Source organism: Protofrankia sp. Cr2 (assembly GCF_963555885.1).
GTDB lineage: Bacteria > Actinomycetota > Actinomycetes > Frankiales > Frankiaceae > Protofrankia.
Window position 1 is genome coordinate 19,772 of the sequence record NZ_CAUVXG010000017.1, and the last position, 25,132, is coordinate 44,903.

24 protein-coding genes are annotated in these 25,132 nt (G+C 68.5%); 13 read left to right on the plus strand and 11 right to left on the minus strand.

What is annotated here, in order from left to right:
* Positions 1–21 precede the first annotated feature (21 nt).
* From U9978_RS10355 to efeB, 7 genes are all read left to right on the plus strand, one after another.
* Positions 22–858, plus strand: a complete 837-nt coding sequence (locus U9978_RS10355) for a ThuA domain-containing protein (protein WP_322760870.1) — start codon at positions 22–24, stop codon at positions 856–858.
* Entirely contained in the window at positions 855–1,652 is a 798-nt protein-coding gene (locus tag U9978_RS10360; RefSeq protein ID WP_322760871.1) for an SDR family NAD(P)-dependent oxidoreductase, read from the plus strand. Before U9978_RS10355 ends, U9978_RS10360 begins: the two co-directional genes overlap by 4 nt.
* 109 nt (positions 1,653–1,761) lie before the next feature.
* Complete coding sequence (locus tag U9978_RS10365) at positions 1,762–3,276, plus strand: AMP-binding protein (RefSeq protein WP_322760872.1); 1,515 nt, start codon at positions 1,762–1,764, stop codon at positions 3,274–3,276.
* Between the two features lie 85 nt (positions 3,277–3,361).
* Positions 3,362–3,955 carry a histidine phosphatase family protein gene (locus tag U9978_RS10370; RefSeq protein ID WP_322747064.1) on the plus strand — a complete coding sequence of 198 codons (594 nt, stop codon included), beginning with the start codon at positions 3,362–3,364 and terminating at the stop codon, positions 3,953–3,955.
* Between the two features lie 176 nt (positions 3,956–4,131).
* Positions 4,132–4,758 carry a hypothetical protein gene (locus U9978_RS10375; RefSeq protein WP_322760873.1) on the plus strand — a complete coding sequence of 209 codons (627 nt, stop codon included), beginning with the start codon at positions 4,132–4,134 and terminating at the stop codon, positions 4,756–4,758.
* A gap of 88 nt (positions 4,759–4,846) precedes the next feature.
* Positions 4,847–6,937: an iron uptake transporter permease EfeU gene (efeU, locus tag U9978_RS10380; protein WP_322760874.1), complete on the plus strand. Its 2,091-nt coding sequence runs from the start codon at positions 4,847–4,849 to the stop codon at positions 6,935–6,937.
* Between the two features lie 53 nt (positions 6,938–6,990).
* Positions 6,991–8,319, plus strand: coding sequence for an iron uptake transporter deferrochelatase/peroxidase subunit (gene efeB / locus U9978_RS10385; RefSeq protein WP_416210920.1), 1,329 nt, complete (start codon positions 6,991–6,993; stop codon positions 8,317–8,319).
* 135 nt (positions 8,320–8,454) lie between these two features.
* On the opposite strand, the gene U9978_RS10390 is transcribed toward efeB, so the two are convergent.
* Positions 8,455–9,231 carry an SDR family NAD(P)-dependent oxidoreductase gene (locus U9978_RS10390; protein ID WP_322760876.1) on the minus strand — a complete coding sequence of 259 codons (777 nt, stop codon included), beginning with the start codon at positions 9,229–9,231 and terminating at the stop codon, positions 8,455–8,457.
* Positions 9,232–9,423: 192 nt separating this feature from the next.
* Between U9978_RS10390 and U9978_RS10395 the strand changes: the two genes are divergently transcribed.
* The 5 genes from U9978_RS10395 (at position 9,424) to U9978_RS10415 (ending at position 14,325) form a co-directional block, all read left to right on the plus strand.
* A complete protein-coding gene (locus U9978_RS10395; RefSeq protein ID WP_322760877.1) occupies positions 9,424–11,145 on the plus strand; it encodes a PEP-utilizing enzyme in 1,722 nt (573 codons plus the stop codon).
* 131 nt (positions 11,146–11,276) lie between these two features.
* A complete protein-coding gene (locus U9978_RS10400; RefSeq protein ID WP_322760878.1) occupies positions 11,277–12,680 on the plus strand; it encodes an aromatic ring-hydroxylating dioxygenase subunit alpha in 1,404 nt (467 codons plus the stop codon).
* Positions 12,665–13,000 (plus strand): 2Fe-2S iron-sulfur cluster-binding protein, encoded by a 336-nt coding sequence (locus tag U9978_RS10405; RefSeq protein WP_322760879.1) that lies wholly within the window; start codon positions 12,665–12,667, stop codon positions 12,998–13,000. Before U9978_RS10400 ends, U9978_RS10405 begins: the two co-directional genes overlap by 16 nt.
* Before the next feature lie 60 nt (positions 13,001–13,060).
* Entirely contained in the window at positions 13,061–13,282 is a 222-nt protein-coding gene (locus U9978_RS10410; RefSeq protein ID WP_322760880.1) for a hypothetical protein, read from the plus strand.
* Positions 13,279–14,325 (plus strand): NADP-dependent oxidoreductase, encoded by a 1,047-nt coding sequence (locus U9978_RS10415; RefSeq protein ID WP_322760881.1) that lies wholly within the window; start codon positions 13,279–13,281, stop codon positions 14,323–14,325. Before U9978_RS10410 ends, U9978_RS10415 begins: the two co-directional genes overlap by 4 nt.
* Before the next feature lie 23 nt (positions 14,326–14,348).
* Here the strand turns inward: U9978_RS10415 and U9978_RS10420 are convergent, their stop codons facing one another.
* From U9978_RS10420 to U9978_RS10450, 7 genes are all read right to left on the minus strand, one after another.
* Positions 14,349–15,122, minus strand: a complete 774-nt coding sequence (locus tag U9978_RS10420; RefSeq protein WP_322760882.1) for a ThuA domain-containing protein — start codon at positions 15,120–15,122, stop codon at positions 14,349–14,351.
* A gap of 18 nt (positions 15,123–15,140) precedes the next feature.
* Entirely contained in the window at positions 15,141–15,902 is a 762-nt protein-coding gene (locus U9978_RS10425) for an SDR family NAD(P)-dependent oxidoreductase (RefSeq protein ID WP_322760883.1), read from the minus strand.
* Positions 15,903–16,054: 152 nt separating this feature from the next.
* A complete protein-coding gene (locus tag U9978_RS10430; RefSeq protein ID WP_322760884.1) occupies positions 16,055–16,834 on the minus strand; it encodes an SDR family NAD(P)-dependent oxidoreductase in 780 nt (259 codons plus the stop codon).
* Positions 16,835–17,168: 334 nt separating this feature from the next.
* Positions 17,169–18,341 carry a sugar ABC transporter substrate-binding protein gene (locus U9978_RS10435; protein WP_322760885.1) on the minus strand — a complete coding sequence of 391 codons (1,173 nt, stop codon included), beginning with the start codon at positions 18,339–18,341 and terminating at the stop codon, positions 17,169–17,171.
* A gap of 232 nt (positions 18,342–18,573) precedes the next feature.
* Positions 18,574–19,629 carry an ABC transporter permease gene (locus U9978_RS10440; protein WP_322760886.1) on the minus strand — a complete coding sequence of 352 codons (1,056 nt, stop codon included), beginning with the start codon at positions 19,627–19,629 and terminating at the stop codon, positions 18,574–18,576.
* Positions 19,626–21,149, minus strand: coding sequence for a sugar ABC transporter ATP-binding protein (locus tag U9978_RS10445; protein ID WP_322760887.1), 1,524 nt, complete (start codon positions 21,147–21,149; stop codon positions 19,626–19,628). The genes U9978_RS10440 and U9978_RS10445 overlap by 4 nt, the downstream gene beginning before the upstream one ends.
* A gap of 163 nt (positions 21,150–21,312) precedes the next feature.
* Positions 21,313–21,957: a TetR/AcrR family transcriptional regulator gene (locus tag U9978_RS10450; protein ID WP_322760888.1), complete on the minus strand. Its 645-nt coding sequence runs from the start codon at positions 21,955–21,957 to the stop codon at positions 21,313–21,315.
* 100 nt (positions 21,958–22,057) lie between these two features.
* Here U9978_RS10450 and U9978_RS10455 point away from each other — a divergent pair, with 100 nt between their 5' ends.
* Positions 22,058–22,687 (plus strand): helix-turn-helix domain-containing protein, encoded by a 630-nt coding sequence (locus U9978_RS10455; protein ID WP_322760889.1) that lies wholly within the window; start codon positions 22,058–22,060, stop codon positions 22,685–22,687.
* A 148-nt stretch (positions 22,688–22,835) separates the two neighbouring features.
* Here U9978_RS10455 and U9978_RS10460 read toward each other — a convergent pair whose 3' ends face one another.
* The 3 genes from U9978_RS10460 to U9978_RS10470 form a co-directional block, all read right to left on the minus strand.
* On the minus strand, positions 22,836–24,293 hold the full coding sequence (locus U9978_RS10460; RefSeq protein WP_322760890.1) for a flotillin family protein: 1,458 nt from the start codon (positions 24,291–24,293) through the stop codon (positions 22,836–22,838).
* 90 nt (positions 24,294–24,383) lie between these two features.
* The gene (locus U9978_RS10465; protein ID WP_322747041.1) at positions 24,384–24,593 is read right to left on the minus strand and encodes a hypothetical protein; all 210 of its coding nucleotides are present in this window, start codon (positions 24,591–24,593) and stop codon (positions 24,384–24,386) included.
* A gap of 238 nt (positions 24,594–24,831) precedes the next feature.
* Positions 24,832–25,122, minus strand: coding sequence for a hypothetical protein (locus tag U9978_RS10470; protein ID WP_322760891.1), 291 nt, complete (start codon positions 25,120–25,122; stop codon positions 24,832–24,834).
* Positions 25,123–25,132: the final 10 nt, after the last annotated feature.

Genomic DNA, 25,132 nt, shown 5'->3' on the forward strand with positions numbered 1-25,132 from the left:
CTAAGTCAAGGAGATGAACCCATGCGGGTCCTGGTTCTCACCGGCGGTCACCGTGTCGACCTTGACGCCTTCCTCGGGATGGTCGCCGACATCTGTGCCGACCGGGACTGGCTGTGGGCGCATGCAGTCCAGCCCTGCGCGCAGGCGTGGTTGCGGCCTGAGCATGCCGGAAGCTTCGACGCACTGCTCTGCCACGACATCCCCGGTCTGCGCCTGCATCGGGGCTCGCCGCCCGGGCCCGAAGGCCCCGATCCGCAGGTGGCCCGTGCCCTCGTCGAGCTGCTTGAGATGGGCCAGGGGCTTGTCGTCACCCACCACTCGCTGGCCGGCTGGCCTGGTTGGGAGGGCTGGGCCGAGGCGCTGGGCGGTCGGTTCCACTACGCGCCAGCCCGGTTACGCGGCCGGATGTGGCCGTCGTCGGGCAGCTGGGTGGGCGAATACCCCGTGCGCGTGGCGGCGCCCGCCCACCCGGTCTGCGCCGGCGTCGCCGAGTTCACCGTCACCGACGAGCTGTACTGCTGCCCGGTGTTCGAAGCCGACGTCGTCCCGTTGCTGCGGACCGACGCCGACCTGAACGGCAGCCGCTTCCGCTCGGCCTATGAACACGTCATGTTCGGCGAGCGGCAGGCGCCCGACTGCTCGGGGCACCCGCCCGCGAGCGACCTTCTGGCCTGGGCGAAGGTCGCCGGGCGCAGTCCACTGGTCTACCTGCTGCCCGGCGACTGCGCCCGCACGTTCGCGCTGGCGAACTACCGACAGCTGATCGCGAACGCATTGGCCTGGGTGGCCTCGTCCGAGGCACACGCATGGGCGCGTAGGAATCCGGTCCGACTCGATCCCCGGGTCGGGCAGGTATGACGACCACCGGTCAGGTCGCCGTCATCACCGGAGCCGGGTCGGGCATCGGGCGGGCCACCGCCGAACTGCTGCTGGAACGGGGTGGGCGGGTCGTAGGCGTGGACCGCGACACCGTGGCGCTGGCCTGGCTCACCGGGACGGATCATGCTGTCGCACTCGCCGGCGACGTCACCGACCCCGCGGTCAACACCGCGGCCGTGGCAACGGCACAGGAGCGGTTCGGACGGCTCGATGCCGTGGTACTCAACGCCGGGATCGCACGGTCGGGAGATCTGGAAAGCGCCGATCTCGCCGTCTTCGACGAGTCCATCGCGGTGAACCTGCGCGCGGTGGTGCTGGGCCTGCGGGCCGCGATCGGGGCAATGCGCCGCGCCGGCGGCGGAGCGGTCGTGGTGACCTCGTCCGTCACCGGCCTGGGTGGTGAACCCCGGCGCTGGCCGTACGCGGCGGCCAAGGCCGGAGCGATCAACCTGGTCCGATCGGCCGCCATCGACCTCGCGCTGTACGGGATCCGGGTCAACGCGGTCTGTCCCGGTCCGGTGCGCACCGCCATGACCAGCCGTCTCGAAGCCGCCGACGCCGAACGTTTCGAGGCCCTGCGGCGGGCGGTGCCCCTGCAGCGGTGGGGACACCCGCGGGAGGTGGCCGAGGTGATCGCCTTCCTCATCTCGCCGGCGGCCTCGTTCGTGACCGGCGCGGCGATCCCGGTCGACGGCGGGGTGACCGCGGGCAGCGGGCTCGCGCTGCCCCCACCCAGCCCGGTTTCGCCGACTTCGATCAACCCGGTTTCTTGACGCTGTCTACAGCTATGTGGCTACAGTCATCCGGGGTGGACGGGCAACAGGGGTCAGACCTTGAAAAGGGCGGTGAGGTCCGTTGCGGCTCGCTGGGATCGATGATCGGATGCGGCAGGACCCGACCGGCGTCGCCTTGGTGGACGACACCGGCCACCTGACGTGGGCGGAACTCGCCACCCAGGTGCGTGGAGTCGCCGCGGAGATGCTGACGGTAGCGGGTGGCAACGGGGAGCGGGTCGCGGTCTCCGGCGAGAACTCCATCCCCACCCTGGTCGCGCACGCCGCAGGCATCCTCGCCGGCGTCGGAACCGTGGCCGTCTCCCGCCAGCTCACCGCCGGAGAGCTGGCCGACCTGCTCCTCGACGCCGGCGCGGTGGCAGCCGTCACCGGGCCGGCCAGCCACGACGGTGTGACCGCCGCCGCCGGACCCGCACGGTTACGCGTCGTCGTCGTCCACGGTGCCGGTACCGGCGTTGGCAGCCAGACGGCCTGGACGGACTGGACGGGTAGTGACCGTGCGATGCCGGATGTTGCCGGCCGGCCCGCCCGACCACCGCTGGTCTACACCTCTGGCACCACCGGCCGACCACGGGGTACCGAGGTCCGCTGGACCGCGCCGACACCGCGGACTGCGGTGGCCTACGCCGAGGCGCTGGCCGCCCGCTCGGGCTTCCCCGCCGGACCACACCTGGTGGTCGGGCCGCTCCAGCACAACGCTCCCCTGACAAGCCTGCGCCACCTGCTGTCCGGACAGCCCGTGGTCGTCCTCGGGCGGTTCGACGCCGAGCGCGTGCTGCGCCTCATCGAGAGCCACCGGGTGACCTCGGCGGTGATGGTCCCGACGCACTTCTCCCGGCTGCTCGCCCTGCCCGCCGGCGTGCGCGCCCGCTATGACGTGACGAGTCTGTGCAGTCTGCCCCACACCGGGTCGGCCTGCCCGCCCGACGTCAAACGGGCGATGATCGACTGGTTCGGGCCGGTGCTGGTGGAATCCTACGGCGGCAGCGAGGTGGGCACGCTCTGCCGGATCAGCAGCCAGGAGTGGCTGGTCCGACCCGGTTCGGTCGGCCGCTGCGTGCCGCCGTTCGAGGCTGTGGTCCTCGACACCGACAATGCCCCGGTGCCCGCCGGCGAGGTCGGGGTACTGGGCTTCCGTGCCCCGGCCGACCGGGGCGTGCGGTACCACGACGACCCGGCCAAGACCGCGGCCGCCTACCTCGCGCCCGATGTGTTCACGCTCGGTGACGTCGGCTATGTCGATTCGGACGGCTACATTCATATCACCGACCGGATAGCTGACATGGTGGTCTCCGGAGGAGTGAACCTCTACCCGGCCGAGAGCGAGCGTGTCCTCGCGCACCACCCCCAGGTAGCGGATGTCGCCGTGATCGGTGTACCCGACACGGACATGGGTGAGGCGTTGCGGGCACTGATCGTGCCTGCGGGCCAGGCACCGGACAGCGGAGACCTCGACCAGTTCTGCCGGGCCTCACTCGCCGCATACAAATGCCCGAAATCATATGAAATCATCATGGAACTACCTCGCAACGCCATGGGCAAGGTCGACAAGAAGGCGTTGCGGCGTCCCTACTGGGACACCGAACGCACCATTGCCGGATAAACAACCCTCACCCCCGCCCTCGCCCTCACCGCCTTCGGCCGATACCTACCCACGGCCTCCGGGCCGGGATCTGGAAAGTGAACCCATGACTGAGGTGCTGTTCGTCCGCCACGGCCTGCCCGTCAACGGCGTCGCCGATCCCGGCCTGGCCGGGGACGGCATGATCCAGGCCAAGCGGCTGGCTGCGTGGCTGGCCGCCGAGCAGGTGGACGCCCTGGCCACCAGCCCGCTGCGGCGGGCCCGCGAGACCGCGGCCGTACTCGCCGCGGAACTGGGATTCGTCCCGGTCGAGATCCCCGACCTGCGCGAGTGGGAACCCCACGAACCGAACGAGGTCTACACCCCGGTGGAACAGATGGCCGCGGACGACCCACGCGCCCGAGCAGCCGTCGAAGGCCGTTACAACGACTTCGTCCCGGAGCTCGACCAACCCGCCTTCATCGCCCGTGCCCACGACTGCCTGGAGCAGCTCTTCGAGCGCTGGCCGTCCGGCCGGGTGGTGGCCGTCGGCCACGGCGGGATCATCAACGCCATTCTGGCCGGGGTCATCGGTACCCGCGACCTTTTCTGGTTCAACGCCGGGTACACCTCGGTGTCCCGGGTCGAGAAGCTCTCGTCGGGCCGGATCGTCGTCCACTCCGCGAACGAAACCGGCCACCTGCTCGGCAGTCGTTCCTGAGCTCAAGCCAGAAACCCAGGCTGGCTACGAGCGCCCGGTCCGGCACTGAGGGGCCGGGCGGTCCGCCTCCACAGGTCGAAACATGATCCACATTGACGCGGCGTCGATAAGAAGGTTAGGTAAGCCTAAATTATGGGTTATATAACCTTCTCTTGTCCCGCATCAAAGGAGAACCTGTGTCCTGGCGTGCCCCGTTCCCCGAGCTGACGCCAATCCAGCCGAACAGCGAGCAAGCGGACCCGCGGCGATCCGTCCCGGCAGTCATCATCACGATGTCCGGCGACACCGGTCGGAACCTGCCGACGTGGGCGCTGTTCGGAGCTGGTGGCGTGGTCGCCGCAGGCTGGGCAGCGGCGGTGTGGACCGCGACCCACCTCCAAGCGGACCCGACTCTGCACGCGGTGGCACTCTTCGGGCACCTGGCGTCACTCGTGGTCGGCTTCGGCTCGGTCCTTGCGATCGACTTTTTCGGGCTGCTGTGGCTTCTCGGCCGGCGCCGGCTCGGCGAAGTCCTCGCCGTGGCGAGCGGCCTACACCTGGCGATCTGGGGCGGCCTGGCCGGCCTCATCCTCAGCGGCGTCCTCCTGCATCCCGACCTGTCCGCACCCCTCACTCGGGTGAAACTTCTGCTGGTACTCGTCATCGCCTTCAACGGCCTGCACGTCTGGTCGGTCCACCAGCGGCTGGTGCGGTCCACGCGCCCCGGCCGACTACTGCTCGTACGGGCGGGGATCAGCGCCGCGGTTTCGCAGGCCGGTTGGTGGATTGCCACCCTCATCGGCTTCCTCACCGTCCAGGCATGATCTTTTACTATCAGTAAATTAGGTGAAGTTTACTTATACTTCTGATACCTTCCCTAAACTAATACTGGCGATCACGGAGGTACCGGACGTGTGGAGCGACGTTGTCCCGAACCTGCTCATCGGGCTACGCGAGGGTCTCGAAGCAGGTCTGATCGTCTCGATCCTGGTCGCCACGCTTGTTCGCGCCGACCAACGCGAGCGCCTCCCCCAGGTTTGGACGGGGGTACTGGCTGCGGCGGCGCTCTCGGTGAGCTTCGGCGCGGTCCTGACCTTCGCCGCCGCCTCGATGTCGACCAAAGCGCAGGAAGGGTTCAGCGGCATCCTGAGCCTGATCGCCGTCGGGTTCGTCACCATAATGATCTTCTGGATGCGGCGGTCGGCACGAGCGCTGTCCGGTGAGATCAGCGGGAAGGTCACGGCCGCGTTGACGCTCGGCCCCGGGATCCTGGTCCTCACCGCGTTCCTCGCGGTGGCCCGGGAGGGTCTGGAGACCTCCCTGTTCGTCTGGACGACCACCCGCGGCGCAGGCGAATCGGTCGGTCCGCTGGTCGGGGCCGCAGCCGGGCTCACACTCGCCGCTGCGTTGTGCGTCGGTATGTATCGCCGGGCCGTGAAGATCAATCTGACCCGTTTCTTCACGTTCACCGGCATCGGGCTGATTGTGATCGCGTCCGGTGTGACCGGGTACGGCCTGCGTGATCTGCAGGAGAGCACCATCCTGCCCGGCATCGGCACGACCGCGTTCGACCTCGGCACCAGCGTCGACCCGAGCTCGTGGTACGCCCGGCTCGTCGAGGGCATCTTCAACATCACAACCCGGATGACCGTGCTCCAACTCGTCGGCTACCTCGCCTATCTGATCCCGGTGATGGCCCTGTTCGTCCGGGGTATCCGCCCCCCGCGTCCGGCACCCGCCGACGCGCCCGCGGCCCTGCCCGCCGCCGAGGTTCCCAAGCAGCCGGCCCCGGCCGAAGCAGCGCCGGAGCCGACCTCAGCGCCGGGTGGTGCGCGGCGGGTGCCGCGCTGGGTGCTTCCGGTGACCATGATCGCCGTACCCGCCGTCGCCGCCGGCGCCGCCATCCTGGCGCTCGGCCCGGCCGCCGGCAGCGGTGACACGATGATCGAGGCGACGTCCGGTTCCTGCGTCACAGCCTGGGACGCGCCGCAACCGGGCCGGGTGACCTTCACCGTTCGCAACACCGGCGCGAAAGCCATGGAGGTCCGCCTCATCGAGCCGGCGAGCGGAGCGATCCACGCCGAGATCGAACTGCTCGCGCCGGGCACCAGCCGGCCGCTGTCGGCGACCATCGGCGGCGGTACCTACGCCTGGCAATGCCTGCCCGATGGTGGAGATCCCGTCGTCTCGGCGAGCCGGCGGGTGGCCGGGTCGGGCGACGGCGGCCTGGCGATCATTCCGGTGACGGACGAGACCATGAGCGCGCCGGTGGACGCCTACCGGGCCTTCGTCAGCGCGGGGCTGGCCACGCTGGCACGTGACACCGACACGCTGCGGGCGGACGTCGAGGCCGGCGACCTCGACGCAGCCCGTCGCGACTGGCTGACAGCTCATCTCGACTACGAACGCCTCGGCGCCGCCTACGGCACATTCGGCGACTTCGACGCGTCGATCAACGGACGGCCCGCCGGTCTGCCAGGCGGCGTCGGCGACCCGGACTTCGCCGGCTTCCACCGGGTCGAGTACGGGCTGTGGCACGGCGAGTCGGTGGACTCGTTGAAAGCACCGGTGGCGACGCTCGCCGATTCCGTCGCCGAGCTCGCCAAGGCATTCCCCACCCAGGAGTTCGATTCCAACGACCTGGCCCTGCGCACCCACGAGATTCTTGAGAACACCATCGAGTTCCAGCTCACCGGGTCCGCGGACCAGGGCAGCGGCACGGCGCTGGCGACCGCGGCGGCGAACGTGGACGGTACCCGCGAGCTGTTGACCATCATTGCGCCGTTGCTGACGACCCGGGCGCCGGCGACCTTGGCTGCCTCGCAACGCCAGCTCGACGCATTCGGGACGCTCCTGCGCCAGACCGCCGACCCGGCCGGAACCTGGATCGCCCCGGACCGTCTCCCCCTCGCTGACCGGCAGCGCCTCAACGGCAGCCTCGGTGCGCTGCTGGAGACCCTCGCGCCCATCCCCGACGTCCTCGAAATCAGGAACACCGGATGAGCGAGCCCGGCATTCCCGCCCGCGACCCCGTCGACCTCCCGGAGCAGCCACCGATGACCGAAGCATCCGAGCCGTCGCTGCCACGGCAGCAGGCAGACCCGACCGTCACGTCCAGCTGCCCGGCACCCCGGCGCCGCGCCGGACTCCCCGGCGTTGCGCTCGGGCGCCGGTCGTTTCTCGCCGGCGCGCTGGCCGCGGGTGCAGCCGTCGGCGCCGGTGTCGGTGCCGGCGGGGTGGCGCTGGCCACCACCGGCGAAGGCGACACCACCGACACGAGCTCGGACACGAGGGTCCCCTTTCACGGGACCCATCAGGCCGGGATCGTCACACCGCCACCCACGGCGGCGATGTTCGCATCCTTCGACGTGATCGCGCCGGACCGCGCCGGCCTGGCCGAGCTGCTGCGGACCATCACCGAGCGGGCGCGGTTCCTGACCGCCGGCGGTGTCCCGGTCGACCTCGGCAGCACCGCCCCACCGTCGGACAGCGGCATCGTCGGGCCCACCGTGCCCTCCGATTCGCTGACCGTCACCGTCGGGGTCGGCGCGTCGCTGTTCGACGGCCGGTTCGGGCTGGCCGACCGACGGCCGCTCCACCTGACACCGATGCGTACGTTCCCCAACGACAACCTCGACGCGACGCAGTGCCACGGCGACCTCAGCCTGCAGCTGTGCGCGCACAGCCGCGACACCGTGCTGCACGCGCTGCGTGACATCGCCCGTCACACCCGTGGCGGCATGCAGCTGCGCTGGCGCGTCGACGGCTTCCAGAACCCACCCCGGCCGTCGGGAGCACAGCGCAACCTGCTCGGTTTCAAAGACGGTACCGCCAACCCGGACGTGACCAGCGCCGCCGAGATGGACCGGCTGGTCTGGGTACCCGGCGGCGACGAGCCCGCCTGGACCGCGGGCGGCTCCTACCAGGTCATCCGCGTCATCCGCATGCTGGTGGAGTTCTGGGACCGGGTCTCTCTCAACGAACAGGAGATGATGATCGGCCGGCGGCGGGACACCGGCGCCCCGCTGGACGGTACGGCCGAACGTGACATCCCGGACTACGCCGGTGACACCGACGGTAAGATCATTCCTCTCGACGCGCACATCCGGTTGTCCAACCCCCGCACGGCGCAGACCGCGGGGTCCCGCATCCTGCGCCGTGGCTACAACTACGACCGGGGCATCGACGCCAACGGCAACCTCGACATGGGTCTGGTCTTCTGCTGCTACCAGCAGGACATCGCCCGCCAGTTCGAGGCCACCCAGACCAGGCTCATCGACGAGCCGCTGGTCGACTACATCAGCCCCACCGGCGGCGGCTACTTCTTCATCCTCCCCGGCGCCCGGGACTCCGCCGACCACCTCGGCCGCACCCTGCTCGCCTGAGCGGCGTCGAGACGATCTCCCGGTTGGACGGCAGTACAACCGCCGTCCAACCGGGAGACACCATCACCGTCACCGAGGAACCGATCCTCATCGACCACCGGCCGTGACGAAACGTGGCGACAGGGCCGGCGATCGTCAGTAGGAGGCGGTGCCGCCGTCGACGCTGAGCAGCGCGCCGGTGATACCCGCGCCCGCGGGCGAGGCGAGCAACACCGCCATAGCCGCGACCTCCTCGACCGTGTTGGGCCGCTTGATCGAGGACTCCTTGGCGAACAGCTCGACCATCTCGTCGAAGGTGATCCCCATGGCCGCCGCCGTGGCCGGCCCGTTCTCCTTCACGACGTCTGTGATGATCAGACCCGGACAGATCGAGTTGACGGTGACCCCGTCGGTTCCGACCTCACGGGCGATCGACTTCGTCATGCCGTTGATGGCGTGCTTGGCGGCCACATAGGGGGTCAGGACGGGCTTGCCGTGCTTGCCCTCCACCGAGGAGATGTTGATGATCCGCCCCCACTTGCGTTCGATCATCGCCGGCAGGGCGCGCCGGGTGGCCCAGAAGGTCGAGTACAGGTTCCACTTCATCGTGAGGTCCCACGTCTCGTCACTGAGCAGGACGGTCGGCTGAAGGCCGCTGGCTCCACCGGCGTTGTTGACCAGGATGTCGACACGTCCGAAGTGTTCGATGGTCGCGTCGATGAAGCCCTCGACCTCGGCCTGCTGGGTGACGTCACCAGCGCGGAAGATCGCCCGGGTGCCGGCCCCGAGTGCCGCCAGCGTCTTCTCCCCCTTGTCCACGGACCGACCGTTGATCGCGACGGACGCCCCCTGCGCGAGGAACGCCTCGGCGATGGCGCGGCCGATACCCGCCGTCCCTCCCGTGATGGCCGCGACCTTGCCTTCAAGCTGCATACGTCCTCCTGGGAGCGCGTGAGGTCGACAGGCGCGCAAACAGAACCATGATCACGAACCTGGGGACCTGCGAACCGAAACATCAGCCACTTAGTTTGCTTGCACTACAGTTTCTACCGTAGGAGTGTTGCACGTCACAGATACACCAGCCAACGTCGGTCCATGTCGGACGGACCAGGAGGAGCGGGACGCATGACCAGCCAGCAGTGGATCATCGACACACAGCCGAGCCAGCGCTTTCCGATCTACACTCGGCTCAACGCCAACGACGTGTTGGCGGATCCGATCACGCCGCTGGGCGCAAGCCTTGGCTGGATCCCGTTCATCCTTCCCGGCTGGGACACGGGTGTGGCCGCCTTCGGGGCGTTCACCCTGGCCGAGCAGTCGGTCGACGTCTCCCCGAACGCGGCCTTCTTCTACGGCCACCTGTACGTCAACATGACGTTGCCACGGCTGACCGGTATCCGTTCCGGGATCAGCACCGACGCGGTGGACGCCATGTGGTTCGCGGGCGGCGGTGAGCCGCCGGCGCACGTCATCCGACCGGACGACGTCAATGAGGAACGGTCCGCGGCCATCGCGGCGCGGGCGGGGTGGGTGCTGTCGACGACGACGTTCCCGGAGCTCGACGAGGATCGCGCGATCGCTGACACGCTACGGGAGCAGCGTCCCAACCTGGCGACGATGAGCGCGCTGGCCCTGGTTGCCAGAGCCCGGTCGGTGCTGTCGCTGGAACGGCTGGCGTGGCGCGGCGAGGTGATCGCCTCAAACAGCAGCGCGGTCGGTCCGGGCGTGCTCGGCCAGCTCCTCGGCGGCGACACCGCCCTCGTAGTCCGGCTCATCGGCAAGGCCGGGGACGTCGACTCGGCCGCCCCCTCCTTCGCGCTCTGGGACCTCTCCCGGATCATCCGCGGCGACGCGGGGCTCGCAGCCGCGTTCGACGGTGGGGTGAACGGCCTGGTCACACGCCTGGCCGACGTCCATCCCGCGTTCCACGCAGGGTTCGCGGCCTTCCTGCGGGACTTCGGCTACCGCGGCCCCAACGAGTGGGACCTGGGCTCGCAAACCTGGGAGACCAGGCCCGAGCTGCCGCTGGCGCTGCTCGACCGGCTGCGCCACCTCGACGACGACGCATCCCCGGTCCTGCGCGCGCGCAGCCAGGCCGTGGACACCGAGGCCGCGCTCACGCAGGCGCTCGCTCGCCTCGGCGGGGACGCCACCGCGCAGGCCACCTGCCACGGCGCGCTCGCCTCGGCGCGCCGCTTCGGTGCCTGGCGGGAACGCGCGAAGACCACCTGCATCAAGATCCTGCACGAGGCGCGGATGCCGCTGGTGGAGCTCGGTAGGCGCCTGCACGAGCACGGTCATCTCGACCACCCCGGACAGATCTTCATGGCGACCGACGCCGAACTGGAAACGCTCGCCCTGGACCCGGACTCGCTGAGCGCGACCCTCGCCGACCGGGAGCGGGAATGGCGGGGGCTGTTCGGCCTCGACCTACCGGTGTTCATCGACGGCACCAGGCCCCTGCCGCCCATCGCATCGCTGGGACGACGCGTCGACGCCGAGATCAGTCCCGTCAAACCGGGTGAGGTACTGCGCGGTGTCGGTGCGGCCGCGGGCGTGGCCCGGGGCCGGGCGCGGGTCGTGACCGCCATCGACGCGGCCGGCGACCTGGCACCCGGCGAGATTCTGGTAGCCCCGCAGACCGACCCGTCGTGGACACCGCTGTTCATGGTCTCGGCGGGCGCCGTCGTCGACGTCGGCGCGATGGGCAGCCACGCGATGATCGTCAGCCGCGAACTCGGCATCCCGTGCGCGGCGGGCGTACCGGCGGCGAGCCGGCGCATCCCCACCGGGACGCTGCTGGAGGTCGACGGTTCAACCGGCACCGTGACGGTCCTGGCGCTGTAGTCACGGTCGAGGTTGGTAGTCAAGCCGAGGTTGGTAGGCAAGCCGAGGTTGCACCGCGGACACCGCGACTTCACCCGTCACGCCTGACGGCCGGTTACTATAGCCAGACACCAGAAACTTCGGGAGGCACCATGGTCACGCAGGAGCCCGACACCCGTGCCCGTTGCCCCGGTCCCTCCGCGCAGGACTACCTCGCCGCGGACACCCGGCCCGTACCCGACGTCCTGCGGGTGAGCGTCAACGAGTACCTCGGCGACGACGACATCGACGTCGAGCGCTACATCTCACCCGCCTGGCACCGCATGGAGGTCGAGAAGCTCTGGCGGCGGGTCTGGCAGTTCGCCTGCCGCGAGGAGGCCATCCCCGAGGTCGGTGATCACGAGATCTACGAGATAGCCGACGACTCGCTGCTGATCGTGCGGACCACCCCGACCGAGATCCGGGCCTTCGTGAACGCCTGCCTGCACCGCGGGCGCAAGCTGCGCACCGCAGGCGGGCACGTGCCAGAGTTCCGCTGCCCGTTCCACGGTTTCACCTGGAACATCAACGGCACTCTCAAGAGCATCCCGTGTGCCTGGGACTTCCCCCATGTCGACCCGGCGACGTTCAACCTTCCGGAGGCGAAGGTCGCCACCTGGGGGGGCTTCGTTTTCATCAACATGGATCCCGACTGCGAGCCGTTCGAGACCTTCGCCGGTGACCTGCCGGACCATTTCACCCGCTGGCCGCTTGACGACCGGTACACCTCGTTGCACATTGCGAAGATCCTGCCCTGCAACTGGAAGATCGGGCAGGAGGCCTTCATGGAGGCCTTTCATGTGATCAGCACCCATCCGCAGCTGTTGGCCTGGATGGGCGATGCCAACTCGCAGTATGACGTCGTCGCCGGCACCAACTGGGACCGCACGATCACTCCGCAGGGTGTGCCCAGCCCGCACCTGGCGGGCAGCGTCACCGAGGAGGAGGTCCTGGAGAGCTTCTACTTCTCGCGCGGTTTCTACGCCTCGACCCAGGGGCGGGACCTCACGCCGTCCGGCGACAAGCTGCCGGAGATCCCAGCCGGCAGCACGGCCCGAGCGGTGCTCGCCGACCAGATGCGCAACCAACTGAACGCGCTGTCCGGCGAGAACTACGCGGAAATCACCGACAGCGAACTGTTGGACGCGATCAACTACATTCTCTTTCCGAACTTCCACCCCTGGGCCGGAAAGAAATCGAACATCATTTACCGGTTCCGGCCCTACGGTAACGACCCCGACCGCTGCATCTCCGAAATCTTCTTCCTGTCCGGATGGCCCAAGGGCACCCCGCGCCCCGCCCCGGCGAAAATCCGATGGGTACCGGAGGACGTGGACATGGCCGACGTTCCCGAACTCGGCCTGCTGGGTCCGGTCTTCGACCAGGACATCGCCAACCTACCGTTCGTGCAGCAGGGCCTGAAGACGACGCGCAAGCCCGGTATCACCCTCGCGAGCTATCAGGAAAGCCGCATCCGGCATTTCCACTATCTGCTCGACATGTGGATGTCACGCTGACCGCACAGGTGACGGTCACGCCGTCCGGCATCGTGCTGGCGGTAGCCGAGACCGAGACCGTCTTCGCCGCCGCTCGCCGGTGCGAATACTGGTGGCCGACCAGTTGCGGTGGCCTCGGCACGTGTCGCACCTGTGTCCTACGAGTCAGCGACGGTGCGGAGCACTGCGGCCCGATCGGCGACCTTGAGCGGGAGGGGCTGGCCTCGATCGGTTCGGCGGCGGACGAGCGAATACGACTTGCCTGCCAACTACGCGTGACCGGCCCGGTCGTGGTAGCCAAACGTGGTGTACGCCGCGTGGAGGAACTACACGGCCTGTAGGGCCTGGCGGCCACAACTTCTGGTCACCGAAGGACCAAAGGAAGGAGCTGTGAGCGTGCAGTGAGTACCAATCCGATGAGCGTGACTCATCCGATCAGCAAGCAGGTGTACACGCTGACGGACAACGGTCTGGTCGAGGTCTACGACCCGACGACCGGCCAGCGCGGCCTGTTCGACTCCGACGCGCGCTGGCAGTCGGGCGAGATCCGCCATGCCGACCTGCAGGTCGCCGGTTGGGTCGGCCGCCGGGCCCGGCGCTCAGACCGCAACACCCCGGCATGAGCGCGGCCGGCCGCCGCACCCGGGTGGTGACGCTGGCCCGCCGTCCCGGGCCCGGCGGGCCGACCCTGGACGACTTCGCGCTCTGCGAACGGCCCGTGCCCGCGCTGGGCGAGGGCCAGCTGCTCGTGCGCAACGCCTTCATGAGCGTCGATCCGTCGATGCGGGGTCGCCTCGAGGAGACCGAGAAGCACTACACGACGAACTTCACCATCGGCGAGCCGTTGGACGGGTCCGCTGTCGGACGGGTTCTGGAAAGCCGCGCTCCGGGCATCGACGAAGGTGCGTGGGTGCGCCACCGGTTGGGCTGGCGCGACGTCGCGGTGCTCGACGCGACCCCGGGTGACCCGGCCTCGTTCGCCGTCGTCGACGCCGAGCACGCCGCGCCCTCGACATGGCTCGGCATGCTCGGCCAGACCGGTTTCACCGCCTATACCGGACTGCTGCGTGCGGGCGAGCTGGCAAAGGGGGACACCGTTTTCGTCTCCGCGGCCGGCGGTGCGGTCGGCAGTGCGGTTGGTCAGATCGCCCGGTTGCTCGGTGCCGCTCGGGTCATCGGTAGCGCGGGCGGTGCGGCCAAATGTGGGCTGCTCACCACGGAACTCGGGTTCGACGCCGCCATCGACTACCGCGCCGAACCGGTCGAGGCAGGGCTGCGGCGGGCCGCGCCGGACGGCATCGACCTGTACTTCGACAACGTCGGCGGCGACCAGCTGGTCGCCGCGCTCGACGCGCTGCGGGTCGGCGGTCGGGTGGCGCTGTGCGGCATGATCTCCCAGTTCACCTCGCAGACCCCCCGGCCCAGCATCGACCATCTCATCCAGGCCGTGCTGCGGCGGGTGACCCTGCGGGGGTTCATCGTCCGCGACCACGAGGATCTGCGGGCGGAATTCACCGAACGGATCTCGGGCTGGCTGCGAACCGGTGAACTGGTATCGCGGCAGACGGTCGTGGACGGCCTGGACAACGCGGTCACCGCCTTCCTCGGGATGCTGCGGGGTGACAACGTCGGCAAGATGCTCATCCGCCTCGACCCCGACGCCTGATCTGGACGCTGAGATACCGGTGGCTACCTGGCGCCGTAGATCGCTCTGGACAGGCAGCGGTCGAGCACCGTGGCGAACTCCGGCGCGGTCCAGCTCCCCCGGTCGGTCCGGCCGAGGTCGTCGACGCCGAGGTCCTGGACGTCGAATCGGCCGCGGCAGTGCCCAAGGGTGAAGTAGCAGACCTCGCCGTCGCCGTGGCGGCGCAGGTAGAGCACCGGCTGGACGTCGTCCGCGGAATCGGCGACATGCCCTTCGGTGAAGCCCCGGGCTGGCCCGCGGTAGCGGGTGTGCAGCAGCACGTCGAGCGGGGGATGCAGCTCACTGACGTACAGTTCGTCACTGACCTCGAAGGGGTCGATCCCCACCACGAGCGGATGATCCGCCTGGGTGATCTCGACCTGGTAGGGCGCGATCGGTGGGTGGCCGAGGAACTGGCTGCCCAGCACCGTGGCCACCTCCCCGAGCACCCGCGGCGTGGTGAACAGGCGTGGCGTACCCGGCGCGGGCGCATCGATCGCCGAGTTGGTTCCGTGTAACGCCAGCCACCGCCCACCACGCGCGACGAAGTCCACCAGGGCCTGCTGCTGCTCAGCGCTGGGACGCCGGTCACAGGTATAGGTGACAAGCACGTCAGCCGACCCGATCGCATCGGTGCGGGCGTAGTCCTCGAAGACCCGGGTGCGTACCCGCTCGTGTCGCCCGAGGCGTTCAAGAAGCTGCAGCCGCGCGAAATCGAAGTCATGCCAACGCCCGCCGCATACGAGCACGGCGTCAATCCGGCCGGCTGGTCCCGCCATGGGTCGCAACCGCCGGTTCTAGAACTGCACGCGGGTGACGAGCCCGCCGTCCACCACGAGGTTGACGCCGTTGCAGAATCCGGCCCGGGGGCTTGCCAGGAAGGCGACGGCGGCCGCGACGTCCTCGGGCTGGCCGTACCGGCCGACCGCTATCTTGGCCAGAACCTCCGCGTAGACCTCCGGCCGGTGCTCGCGGACCTTCTCCCAGTCCCCGCCGGGGTACTCGATCGGCCCGGGGGAAACCGTGTTGACCCGGATCCCCTGCGGCGCGAGGGTCCGCGCGAGCGCCGCGGAATGGTGCAGCACAGCTGCTTTGATGGCCGAATAGGCATTGGGGGAGGCCGGCCGCACCGTGTCGAACGCGTTCGTCGTGCCGATCGCGATGATCGACCCACCGCCGTCGGCGAGGTGCGGCACGGCCGTCTCGGCCAACCGGACGAACGGCAGCAGGTCCCCGTCCAGGCTGCGTTGCCACTGACCGGCGTCCTTGGCCGGGCCGGCGGACACATTGGACACGACGATGTCCAGCCCGCCCAGTTCCGCCGCGGCGCGGTTGACAAAGGCTGTGAGCGCGTCGACGTCGCTGACGTCAAAGGGCTCGGCGAACACCTGGACGCCGTCGGCGCGCAACTCGGCCGCCGCCTTCTCCAGACCCTCGACACCGCGTGCGCACAGGGCGAGCGAGCAGCCCTCCTGTGCCAGCGTCGCCGCGATCGCACGGCCGAGACCTCGGCTGCCCCCTGTCACCAGTGCCCGCCGTCCCGCCAGTCCAAGATCCACGACCTGTCACCTTTCGTCAGCTGTCCATCAACTGTCGCCATGTGGCAATCAGCAGTACGGCACGATTATCCGCCGCGGGCCGCCAGGAGTGCCCTGTCAGCACAGCGCCGTCTGCAGGCGGCCGTCTGCAGGCGGCCGTCAGTAGAGCGCCGTCAGTAGGGGGCGATGCCGCCGCCGACGGTGATGAACTCGTTGTGCAGATAAGGCACCTCGTCGCTGAGGATCCATGCCGCAGTCGCCGCGATCTCCTCGGGAGTAGCGTACCGGCCGAGCGGTACCGCACCCTGCATACGACCCTTGTAAGTGGTCCCGTCCGCCCCTGCCAATGCCCCGAGCCCGGCACCGAGCGAATCCATCATGCGGGATTCGACGACGCCCGGGGCCAGGGAGTTGACACGGATTCCAGTGCCCGCGACCTCCAACGCCAGGCAACGCGCCAAGCCTTGCACGGCGTGCTTGGAGGCATTGTAGATCGACATGCCACCGGTCCCCATCAGGGCCGCGATTGATGCGGTGAAAAGAATCGAACCGCCGTTGCCCTGGGCCGACAGCTGCCGCACCGCGGCCTGCGCCGACAGGAAGGCGCCGAGCACGTTGACGCCGAAGACCCGATGGAAGTCAGCCGGGTCGAAGTCCGCCACCGTCCGCACCATGCACTCCACGCCCGCGTTGGCATGGTAAAGGTCCAGCTTTCCGAAAGCCTGGACAGCCGCGTCGACGCTGGCCTGTGCGCCGAGCGGCGTGGTGACGTCGACACCGACGCCGATGGCATCACCACCGATCAGTTCAGCGGCGTTGCTGGCCGCGTCCGCGTCGAGGTCCGCGACCACGACCAGCGCTCCCTCCGCCGCGAGCCGCCGGCTGACCGCCGACCCGATCACGCCGGCACCGCCCGTGACGACCACCGACTTACCGCGCAGTCCTGCAAGCATTGCGTCTCCCGATCCCTCCTCGGGTCGGAGACGGCCCAGTGCCATCCCCGACCCGAGATTGCGCTACCTGATCGTGCCTAGCTTGTAAGAGGCCTCCGGGTGCGCAAAAAGCCACGATCGCGCACCCTTTGGCCGGGCCGGCTTGTAAGAGGCCTCCGGGTGCGCAAAAAACCATGATCGCGCACCCTTTGGCCGGGCCGGCTTGTAAGAGGCCTCCGGGTGCGCAAAAAACCATGATCGCGCACCCTTTGGCCGGGCCGGCTTGTAAGAGGCCTCCGGGTGCGCAAAAAACCATGATCGCGCACCCTTTGGCCGGGCTAGCCGAGCGCTTCGGCTACTGTGCCTGCCAGAGCTTCTTGAAGGCATCCTGGTAGCCGGGGAAACCGACGTAGTACCCGGTGGAGTCGAGAGGGACCGAGGAGACGTTGTCCTTGGTGATGAGCTGGGTCGGCAACAGGACCTTGTTCGCTGCAGCCAGATCATCGCCGTTGAAGTGTCGGGCCAGCATGTCCGCGAGGCGCCAGCCGAGGATCGGTGCGGAGAAGCCGGTCCACACGCTTTCGGTGCCGTCCTTGAGCGCCGCCAGGTTGGCCTGGCTGGGCGTCTCACCACCGACGTTGACTTTGCCGTTCAGACCAGCGCCCTTGAGCGCCGCGTCCACGCCCAGGCTCAGGTCACCGAAGGTGAAGATGGCCCAGTTGATCTTTGGGTCCTGCTGGATGGTGCTGACCACGCTGGACGGGGTCTTGGTACCCAGATCGGCGAGCTGCTGGTTGACCTCCTTGACCGAGCAGGCCGGGCAGGTGCTGGACAGGGTGCTCTTGAAGCTGTCCACGAACACACCCAGGATGGGGAAAGCCTTGATCGTGAACAGCGCGACGTTGGCTTTGCCGCCGCTGTTGACCACCACATAGCTCGCGACCATCTTGCCCCAGGCCGCGACCTGATCGTCACCGTCGAGACTGTTGGAGATCACCGGCGGGTCGAAGGCGCCACCGACGCTTTCGGAGACCACCGGGATGTTCTGCGCCTTGGCCTGATCCAACTGGGTCTTGAGTAGCGACAGTGGCGTGCCGGAGACGTGAATGGCATCGGGATGCTTGGAAATCGCCTGGGTGAGCGCGTTCCCGTAATCCTCGGGACCGCTGCCGGGGACGATCCGCTCATAGCGCCAGCCGAACACCTTGGCCGCCTCGGCAAAGGCGTCGTCGCGCACCTTGGTGACCGGGACCGGGGTTTCCACTGTGATCACATACTTGCCCGTGGGCGGCTTCTTCGACAGCGCGGTGTCAAGAAGGATACCGCTCGGGTTCGCCAGGCTCGCGTCCACCGTGGCCTTTGCCTGACTCAAACCCGTCGATCCGGTTGCCTGCTGCTGCGACGGCGTCGCGCTCGGCGAGGTCGACGAGGTCGACGAGGAGTCGCTGCTGCCGCACGCCGCGGCGAATAACGCTGTGGCCGCAGCCACCGCCACGGCCCCGACCCTCGTGCGGGAAGTCGTTCTCATGAAACCTTTTCCTCCTGTTGCCGTCGTCTGCGTCGGGGGCTCGCGTGCCGGACGGCCGGGTGGACGCGCCCCCCCGGGCGATCGGCGTGATCTATCAAGCGCGACCTACCGGCCGTAACCCATCAAAATGTGATGTGACGGCGGACACTCTCACTTACTTAGGAGCGTGTCAAGTTACTTGCATCGAGCGGCCACCGCGGAGCCTGCCAGCCTCGCTCGTCAGCGCCGCCGATCAACGCCGCCGATGGGTACGGGCCGCCAGCGCCACCGCGATGATCAACGCAAGCCCGTTGAAGAGGTTGTTGACGTAGGACGGCGATCCGGCGAGCTGCAGGCCCTTGACGCCGGTCGCGAGGAGGTAGATCGCAACCAGCGTGCCGAGGACGTTCATCCGCCCGGCCTTGATCTGGGTAGAGCCGAGGAACACCGCCGAGAAGGCCGGCAGCAGGTACGGGGGCCCCACATCCTGGGATGCGGAGCCCAGCTTGGCCGCGAGGATGACGCCGGTCAGCGCCGCGATCGTCGCCGAGATGATGAGCGCACCCCACGTGATCCGGGCAACCCGCAGCCCGGCCAGGCGAGCGGCCTGCGGGTTGCCACCCGCCGCGTAGAGGTAGCGGCCCACCGGTGTGTGGTCGATGACGACGTAGAGGATCACCGCAAGCAGCACCATGTAGTAGAAGGGCAGCGAGATCCCCCACAACCGGGTGCTACCGGCGTCAAGGAAGGTCTTCGATGCGGTGTTGACAATCTGTTCACCATCAGTGACCCAGTAGGCGGCGGCGGCAAGAATACTGCTCATGCCGAGCGTGGCGATGAAGGAGTCCACGTTCAGCCGCACCACGACCAGACCGTTGATCAACCCGATGAACGCGCCGGAGCCGATCGCGAGCAGTACCGCGAGAACGGGGTTGACCCCCTGCTGGAGCAGCCAGGTGACCACCGCGACGGCGAACCCGAGCGTCGCCGCGCAGGACAGGTCGAACACGCCCGCGGCCAGCGGTACGATCAATCCCAGGGCGAGCATCGCGGTTATCGCCTGGTCCCCGGCGATGATCTGGAAGTTGTCGCTTCTGAGGAAGGTGTCCGGCAGCCAACTGCCGAACACTATGATGATCAAAAGCCAGACATACAGACCGCTGAACCGATCGAGCCCGAACTTCGGCCTTGGCAGCCGGCGGCTGACCGCGCCCGGTTGCGGGTCCGGGCCGGCAGCGGTGACCCCGGCAGTGACAGCGGTGCCGGCGACCCCGGCGGCATTCGTTGGTTGCGCTGCTTCTGTCGTCATGACGCGCTCCTGAGGGTGTGACCGACCGCTGCGGCCGTGATGCGGTCCGCGTGCAGGTCGGCGCGGTGTAACTCGTCCACGACACGGCCGCCCGCGAGGACGAGCACGCGTCCGCACAGCCGCGCCAGTTCGTCATGGTCGGTGGAGACCACGACGACAGCCGCACCGTCGGCCGCGGCCCGGTCGACCAGTGCATGAATCTCGGCCTTCGCCCCGATGTCGACGCCTTGAGTGGGTTCGTCCAGGACCAGGACCCGAGGCTCGCGACGCAGCCAACGGGCCAGGACGACCTTCTGCTGGTTGCCACCGGACAGCGTCGACATGGCCCGTTCGGTATCGGCCGGCGCCACGTTCAACCGGTCCAGCCAGCGGGCGACGTCCGACCGCTCGCTGCCCCGGCGAAGCACGCCTCGGCGGCTGAACGCGGTGGGGCTCGCCACCACGACGTTCTCCTGCAGGTCCGCCTCGAGGAACGCCGCGTTGGCGTGCCGCTCGGCAGGCACGAGCCCCATGCCATAGCGCATGGCAAGGTCTGGACGCAGCTGCGGAACGGTCGTGCCCGCGACGGCCACGACCCCACCGCGCGCACAGCCGCCGAACAGCGCGAGCGCCAACTCCTCACGGCCGGAGCCGGTGAGGCCGGCGATGCCGACGACCTCCCCGGAGTGCACGGTCAGGTCGACCCCGCGCAGGGCGGTGGTCTCCAGGGTGCGGACGTCGAGGGCCACCTCACCCTGGTGGGCCGCATCGGCCGGCGGCACGTCGTACTGCGCCAGCTTGCGGCCGATCATCAGCTCGACCAGGTCGGCCTCGTCGAGCCCGGCGGTGGGCCGGGTGGTGACCAGAGCGCCGTCGCGCAGCACGCTCACGGTGTCGCAGAGCCCGAAGACCTCGTCCAGATGATGCGAGACGAAGATGACCGCGACGCCGGCATCGCGCACGCTGCGGACGAGCGCGAACAGGCGCTGCGCCTCGGCGGCCGGCAGGTTGGCCGTTGGCTCGTCGAGGACGAGCACCCGCGGCGGTGTGGCGTGCCGCGACAGCGCGCGCGCCACCGCGACCGCGGTCCGCTCGCTCGCCGCCAGAGCACCCACGGGCCGGCTGATGTCGAAGTCGTAGCCGAGGTCGCGCACTGCCGTCCGGGCCCCGGCCCGTTCCTGGCGCCAGCGAATCAGGCCGAGCCGGCCCGTTTCGTAGCCGTGGCCGAGCGCCAGGTTGTCGACCGTGTCAAGGGCCGCGACGAGACCGAGATCCTGGTGGACGAAACGCAGTCCGGCGGCATCCGAGGAGACGGGGTCACCGAATGACAGCGGCCGGTCGGCGACCATGACCTCGCTGCCTGCATCCGGCTCGTGGAAGCCGGCCAATATTTTGATCAACGTCGACTTGCCGCAGCCGTTCTGACCGACCAGCGCACGTATCTCACCGGGCTCGACGTCGATGTCGACGTCCACCAGGGCGCGCTGCCCGGGGAACGTCTTCGACAGCCGTCGCACGCGGAGCACGGGAGTAGCCACCATCCGACTCCTCGTCTGAGAGCGACCGAGGGCACGGCGCTCTTTCTGGAGTTACTTTTGTGATGGCGGCAACAGTAACTGGAGTCGCCCGCCGCGCCAACATCTGGTCGCATCGGGTGCGGGGCCGGGCGCGCTGAAACGCGGCACTCAGTCGACGACTCGACTCTCAGTCGACGGTGAGTATCCGTTCGGACATGGCGTCCAAGGCCCGGCGCAGGGCCTTCGGTGGCTGGCGGCTGAGCGGACCGTCATCCATGCGCATCGGATGGATGGCCATCAGCAGATGGGTGAGGGTACGCACGGCGAGCGTCTGGGTCGCGTGCTTGGCTGCGGCGGAGCGCCGCGTCGTGGGCATCCGGGAGGAGACGATGTAATCGAACGACCGCTGGATGTGCAGCTCCTCGAAGTCCCGCCGCAACACCCGGGCCTGCTGGGTGGCGCCGGGCATGTGCAGGTAGAGCAGGCGCGCTTCGTCGGGATGCGCCTCGATCCAGTCCCAGACCGCGTCGGTGACCCGATGCAGCGCGATGATGTCGCCCGGTTCGTCGTCGGACCGTGCCTGCGCGACAACGGCGTTGATCGCGCCCACAACCCGACGCAGGGCGACGTCGAAGAGCTCCTCCTTGCCGGAGAAGTGGTAGTACACCGCCGTCGGGACGACCTGCGCCGCCTCGGCGATATCCTGGATGCCGGCCGCGTCGAAGCCCTTACGGGCGAAAACCCCGATGGCGGCGGTAACGATCGACTGGCGCCTGGAGGGACGGTGTGCGGGCTGTCTACCCCGCTCCGGCAGCTCCGCAAGCTCGGTCACAGCGAACCTCCTGACACGATGCCGCACCGGCCGGACCATGATGACCCAACAGATCCCGGAGCCCCCGGGGCCACCAGCCGGTTGGGAGAATCGGCGTCACATGACTGATAGCTCCGACGGGAACGGTAGCCCCAAACGGCCCGCTCACCGACCGTCCCGACGCAGCGACGTGATCGACGCCGCCACGCGACTGTTTGCCATGCGCGGTCTGGAAACGGTGACCGTCGCCGACATCGCGGACGAGGCTGGGATGACCTCGGCTGCGGTCTACTACCATTTCCCATCCAAGATCGATATTCTACTCGAGGCCATGCACACCTTCAGCAGGGCTCTTGTCGCCGAATTGGACGCCCGGGTCACCGCCAGGTCCGGTGACGACGAGGCCATCGGTGGCCTTCTGACCGGGCTGCTGGGCTGGCTGGAGCAGCACCGACCTGCGGCGACGGTCTACTTCGTGACCTCGTCCGGGGCGAACCTCGCCGCCGAGGCGCTGCGCCGGGAGACCCGGGTCGAGCTTATGGAGCTGTTCACCCAGGCGGTGGGCGCGAGGACGTCCCCCGAACGACGGATCCGGCCCGCGGAAGCCGGGGTGATGGCGACCGGTCTGCTCTCGCTGGTCGAGACGGCGGCGGCATCCTGGCTGGCCGAGGACGCCGTCCTCGAAGGGCTCGGGCAGCGCCGATTCCTGCGGGAGACCGCCGCGCTGGCCGAGCGCATCGTCGGGGCCTGATGTCTGCCGACCCGAACGGCTCAACGATGTGAATCTGATGCTCTTCCCACAGCATCAGATTCACATCGTTCCCCGCGAGCATCGCAGGCGATCCCGCCGCCATTTATCCATCTTCTGTCCCCGATAATCTGCAGTTGTCTATGGTTTTCTATTTGTCAGGCTCGCCTGCCGGTGGGGCGGATGTCGGTGCCGGAATGCTCACGGATCCGTTGTCGGCCGGTGAACGACCGGCCGGTGCCTGGCCGGACTGTGACTGGCCGGACTGTGACTGGCCGGACTGTGACTGGCCCGAGAGCAGCGACCGTGCGAGCTGAAAGCCAGCGCTGCCCTGGGATAATGCCTGGGTCAGCAGTTCGGCGATACCGGTCGCGCCGTTGAGGAGAATCATCTGGTCGACGTCACCGAAGGGCTTCGCCGCCGCCTCGACGATGGCCGGCCACTGCTCGGCGAGCTGCTGGCCGATCACCGCATCCTGGTTCACCGAAAGGGCGTCCGCTCGGGCTCTGATCGCCTCGGCCTCCGCCAGTCCCTTCGCCGCCAGGGTAGCGGCATCAGCCTCACCAATCGCGCGCCGGGCATGAGCGTCAGCATCGCCGACGATCCGGGTCGACTCGGCCTGCGCCGCAGCCACCAGCGTTGTCTCCTGGGCGCTCGCCTCCGCCGCGCTGATCTGTGCGTCGCGACTGGCACGCGCCAGGGTGGTCTGCTCGTAGGCGCGGGCGTCCGCCGGCTTGCGGACCGTCGCCTGCAGGCGCTGTTCCTCCCGGTCACCCTCCAGCTGGGCGACCTTGGTCTGCTCGACCACCACCTGCTGGTGGGCGGTTGCCTCGGCCAGTGGGCCGGCCTGCTGCGCCCGCGCGGCGGCCTCATCGACCTCAGCCTGGAAACCCGACTGCTTGATGGCGCTGTTGCGGGCCGCCTCGGCCTTGAGCGCGGCGGCGATCTGCTCCTGCTCGGTCGCCTCCCGATCGGCCTGGGCCTCGGCGATCCGCGCCTGGGAGGCCACGGCGGCGACATGAGGACGCCCGAGGTTCTTGATGTAGCCGGTGGGGTCGTCGATCTCCTGGATCTGCAGGGAGTCGACGATCAGGCCGAGTTTCTGCATCTCCGTGCCGGAACTCGCCCGGGTCAGGGCCGTCAACTTCTCCCGATCCCTGATCATATCCTCGATGGTGAGCTGGCCGACCATCGCCCGCAGATGACCGGCGAACACATTGTGCACCCGGGCTTCCATCTTGTTCTGCTGGTCGAGGAACCTGCGGGCGGCATTGGCGATCGACGCGTAATCGTCCCCGACCTTGAAGATCACCACACCGCGCACACCCACGGGGATTCCCTGCTGCGTGACGCAGTCGACGCTCAACTGGGCGGCCTGCAGGTCCAGGGAGAGGCGACGGACATTCTGTCCGCCCGGCATGACCAGGACCCCCTTCCCGGTCACAATCTTGAAACCGAGGCTTTCGGCCACGGCATTGTCCGGGTTCCGGTATGCTCGTAAACCTGAAATGATCAAGGCTTCATTAGGTTCCGCCACGCGCCACATCAACTTGACGATGCCCACGACGAAGATGATGCCCACACCCGCTGCGATGAGGATCGGGATCATTGGATCTCCTCTGTTGAGATCATGGACCGCCGAGATTACGGGAATACACCGGCCGGCCCGGCGGGAACAGCGGGAACAGCACAGGCCTATTCACAATCTGGTGACGAAAACGGTACGGGGCGGGTGATACTCCACGACGAGGACCCGCGCTCCGACCGCGATCGTCACACCATCCTCAGCCGCGTAGGCGTGGAACGCCTCCGCACCCCCGCGCACGGAGACCATCACCTCGCCCACCACACCCGGCATGATCGTCCCGGTGACCCGGGCCGTCTTGCCCAGCATGATCTGATCGGCCATGCACTCTCCCACTCGGCGTCGGGATTGAGCATAGACACTCACGGTTCCCGACGGTAAGTCCCGATTGGGAGATCCAAGCGCCACTGTCGCGAGCACGACGGGTCATCCGACCTCGCACCTCGCGATCCACGCGTCCCAGTCCCGTTCCTTGATCCACACCTCTATTGCCGGGCGCTCTGAACGATGTGAATCTGATGCTCTTCCCATAGCATCAGATTCACATCGTTTCCCGGGAGCGTCAGGACGGCGAAGACGGCGAGCCGCCGGAAGTTCCACCGCGCCAGGCGTCGGCGCCGGCTGATGTGGCCGCTGAGGTGGCCGCCCTGGCCTGCGCCACCTTGAGTTTCGCGATCTCGCTGGGCGGCACCTCCAGCTGCTCCGCCCACCGCCGGGTCGCCGACACCACCGCGACGCTGAGCACAACCATGCCCGTGGCCCCCAACAGGCCACCGATCCCGACGAGCAGACCCCCGCCTATCAGGAGTCCTCGACTGGGCTGGAATCCCCGGTCATATTCCTGATCAGCCATCATCCGCCAC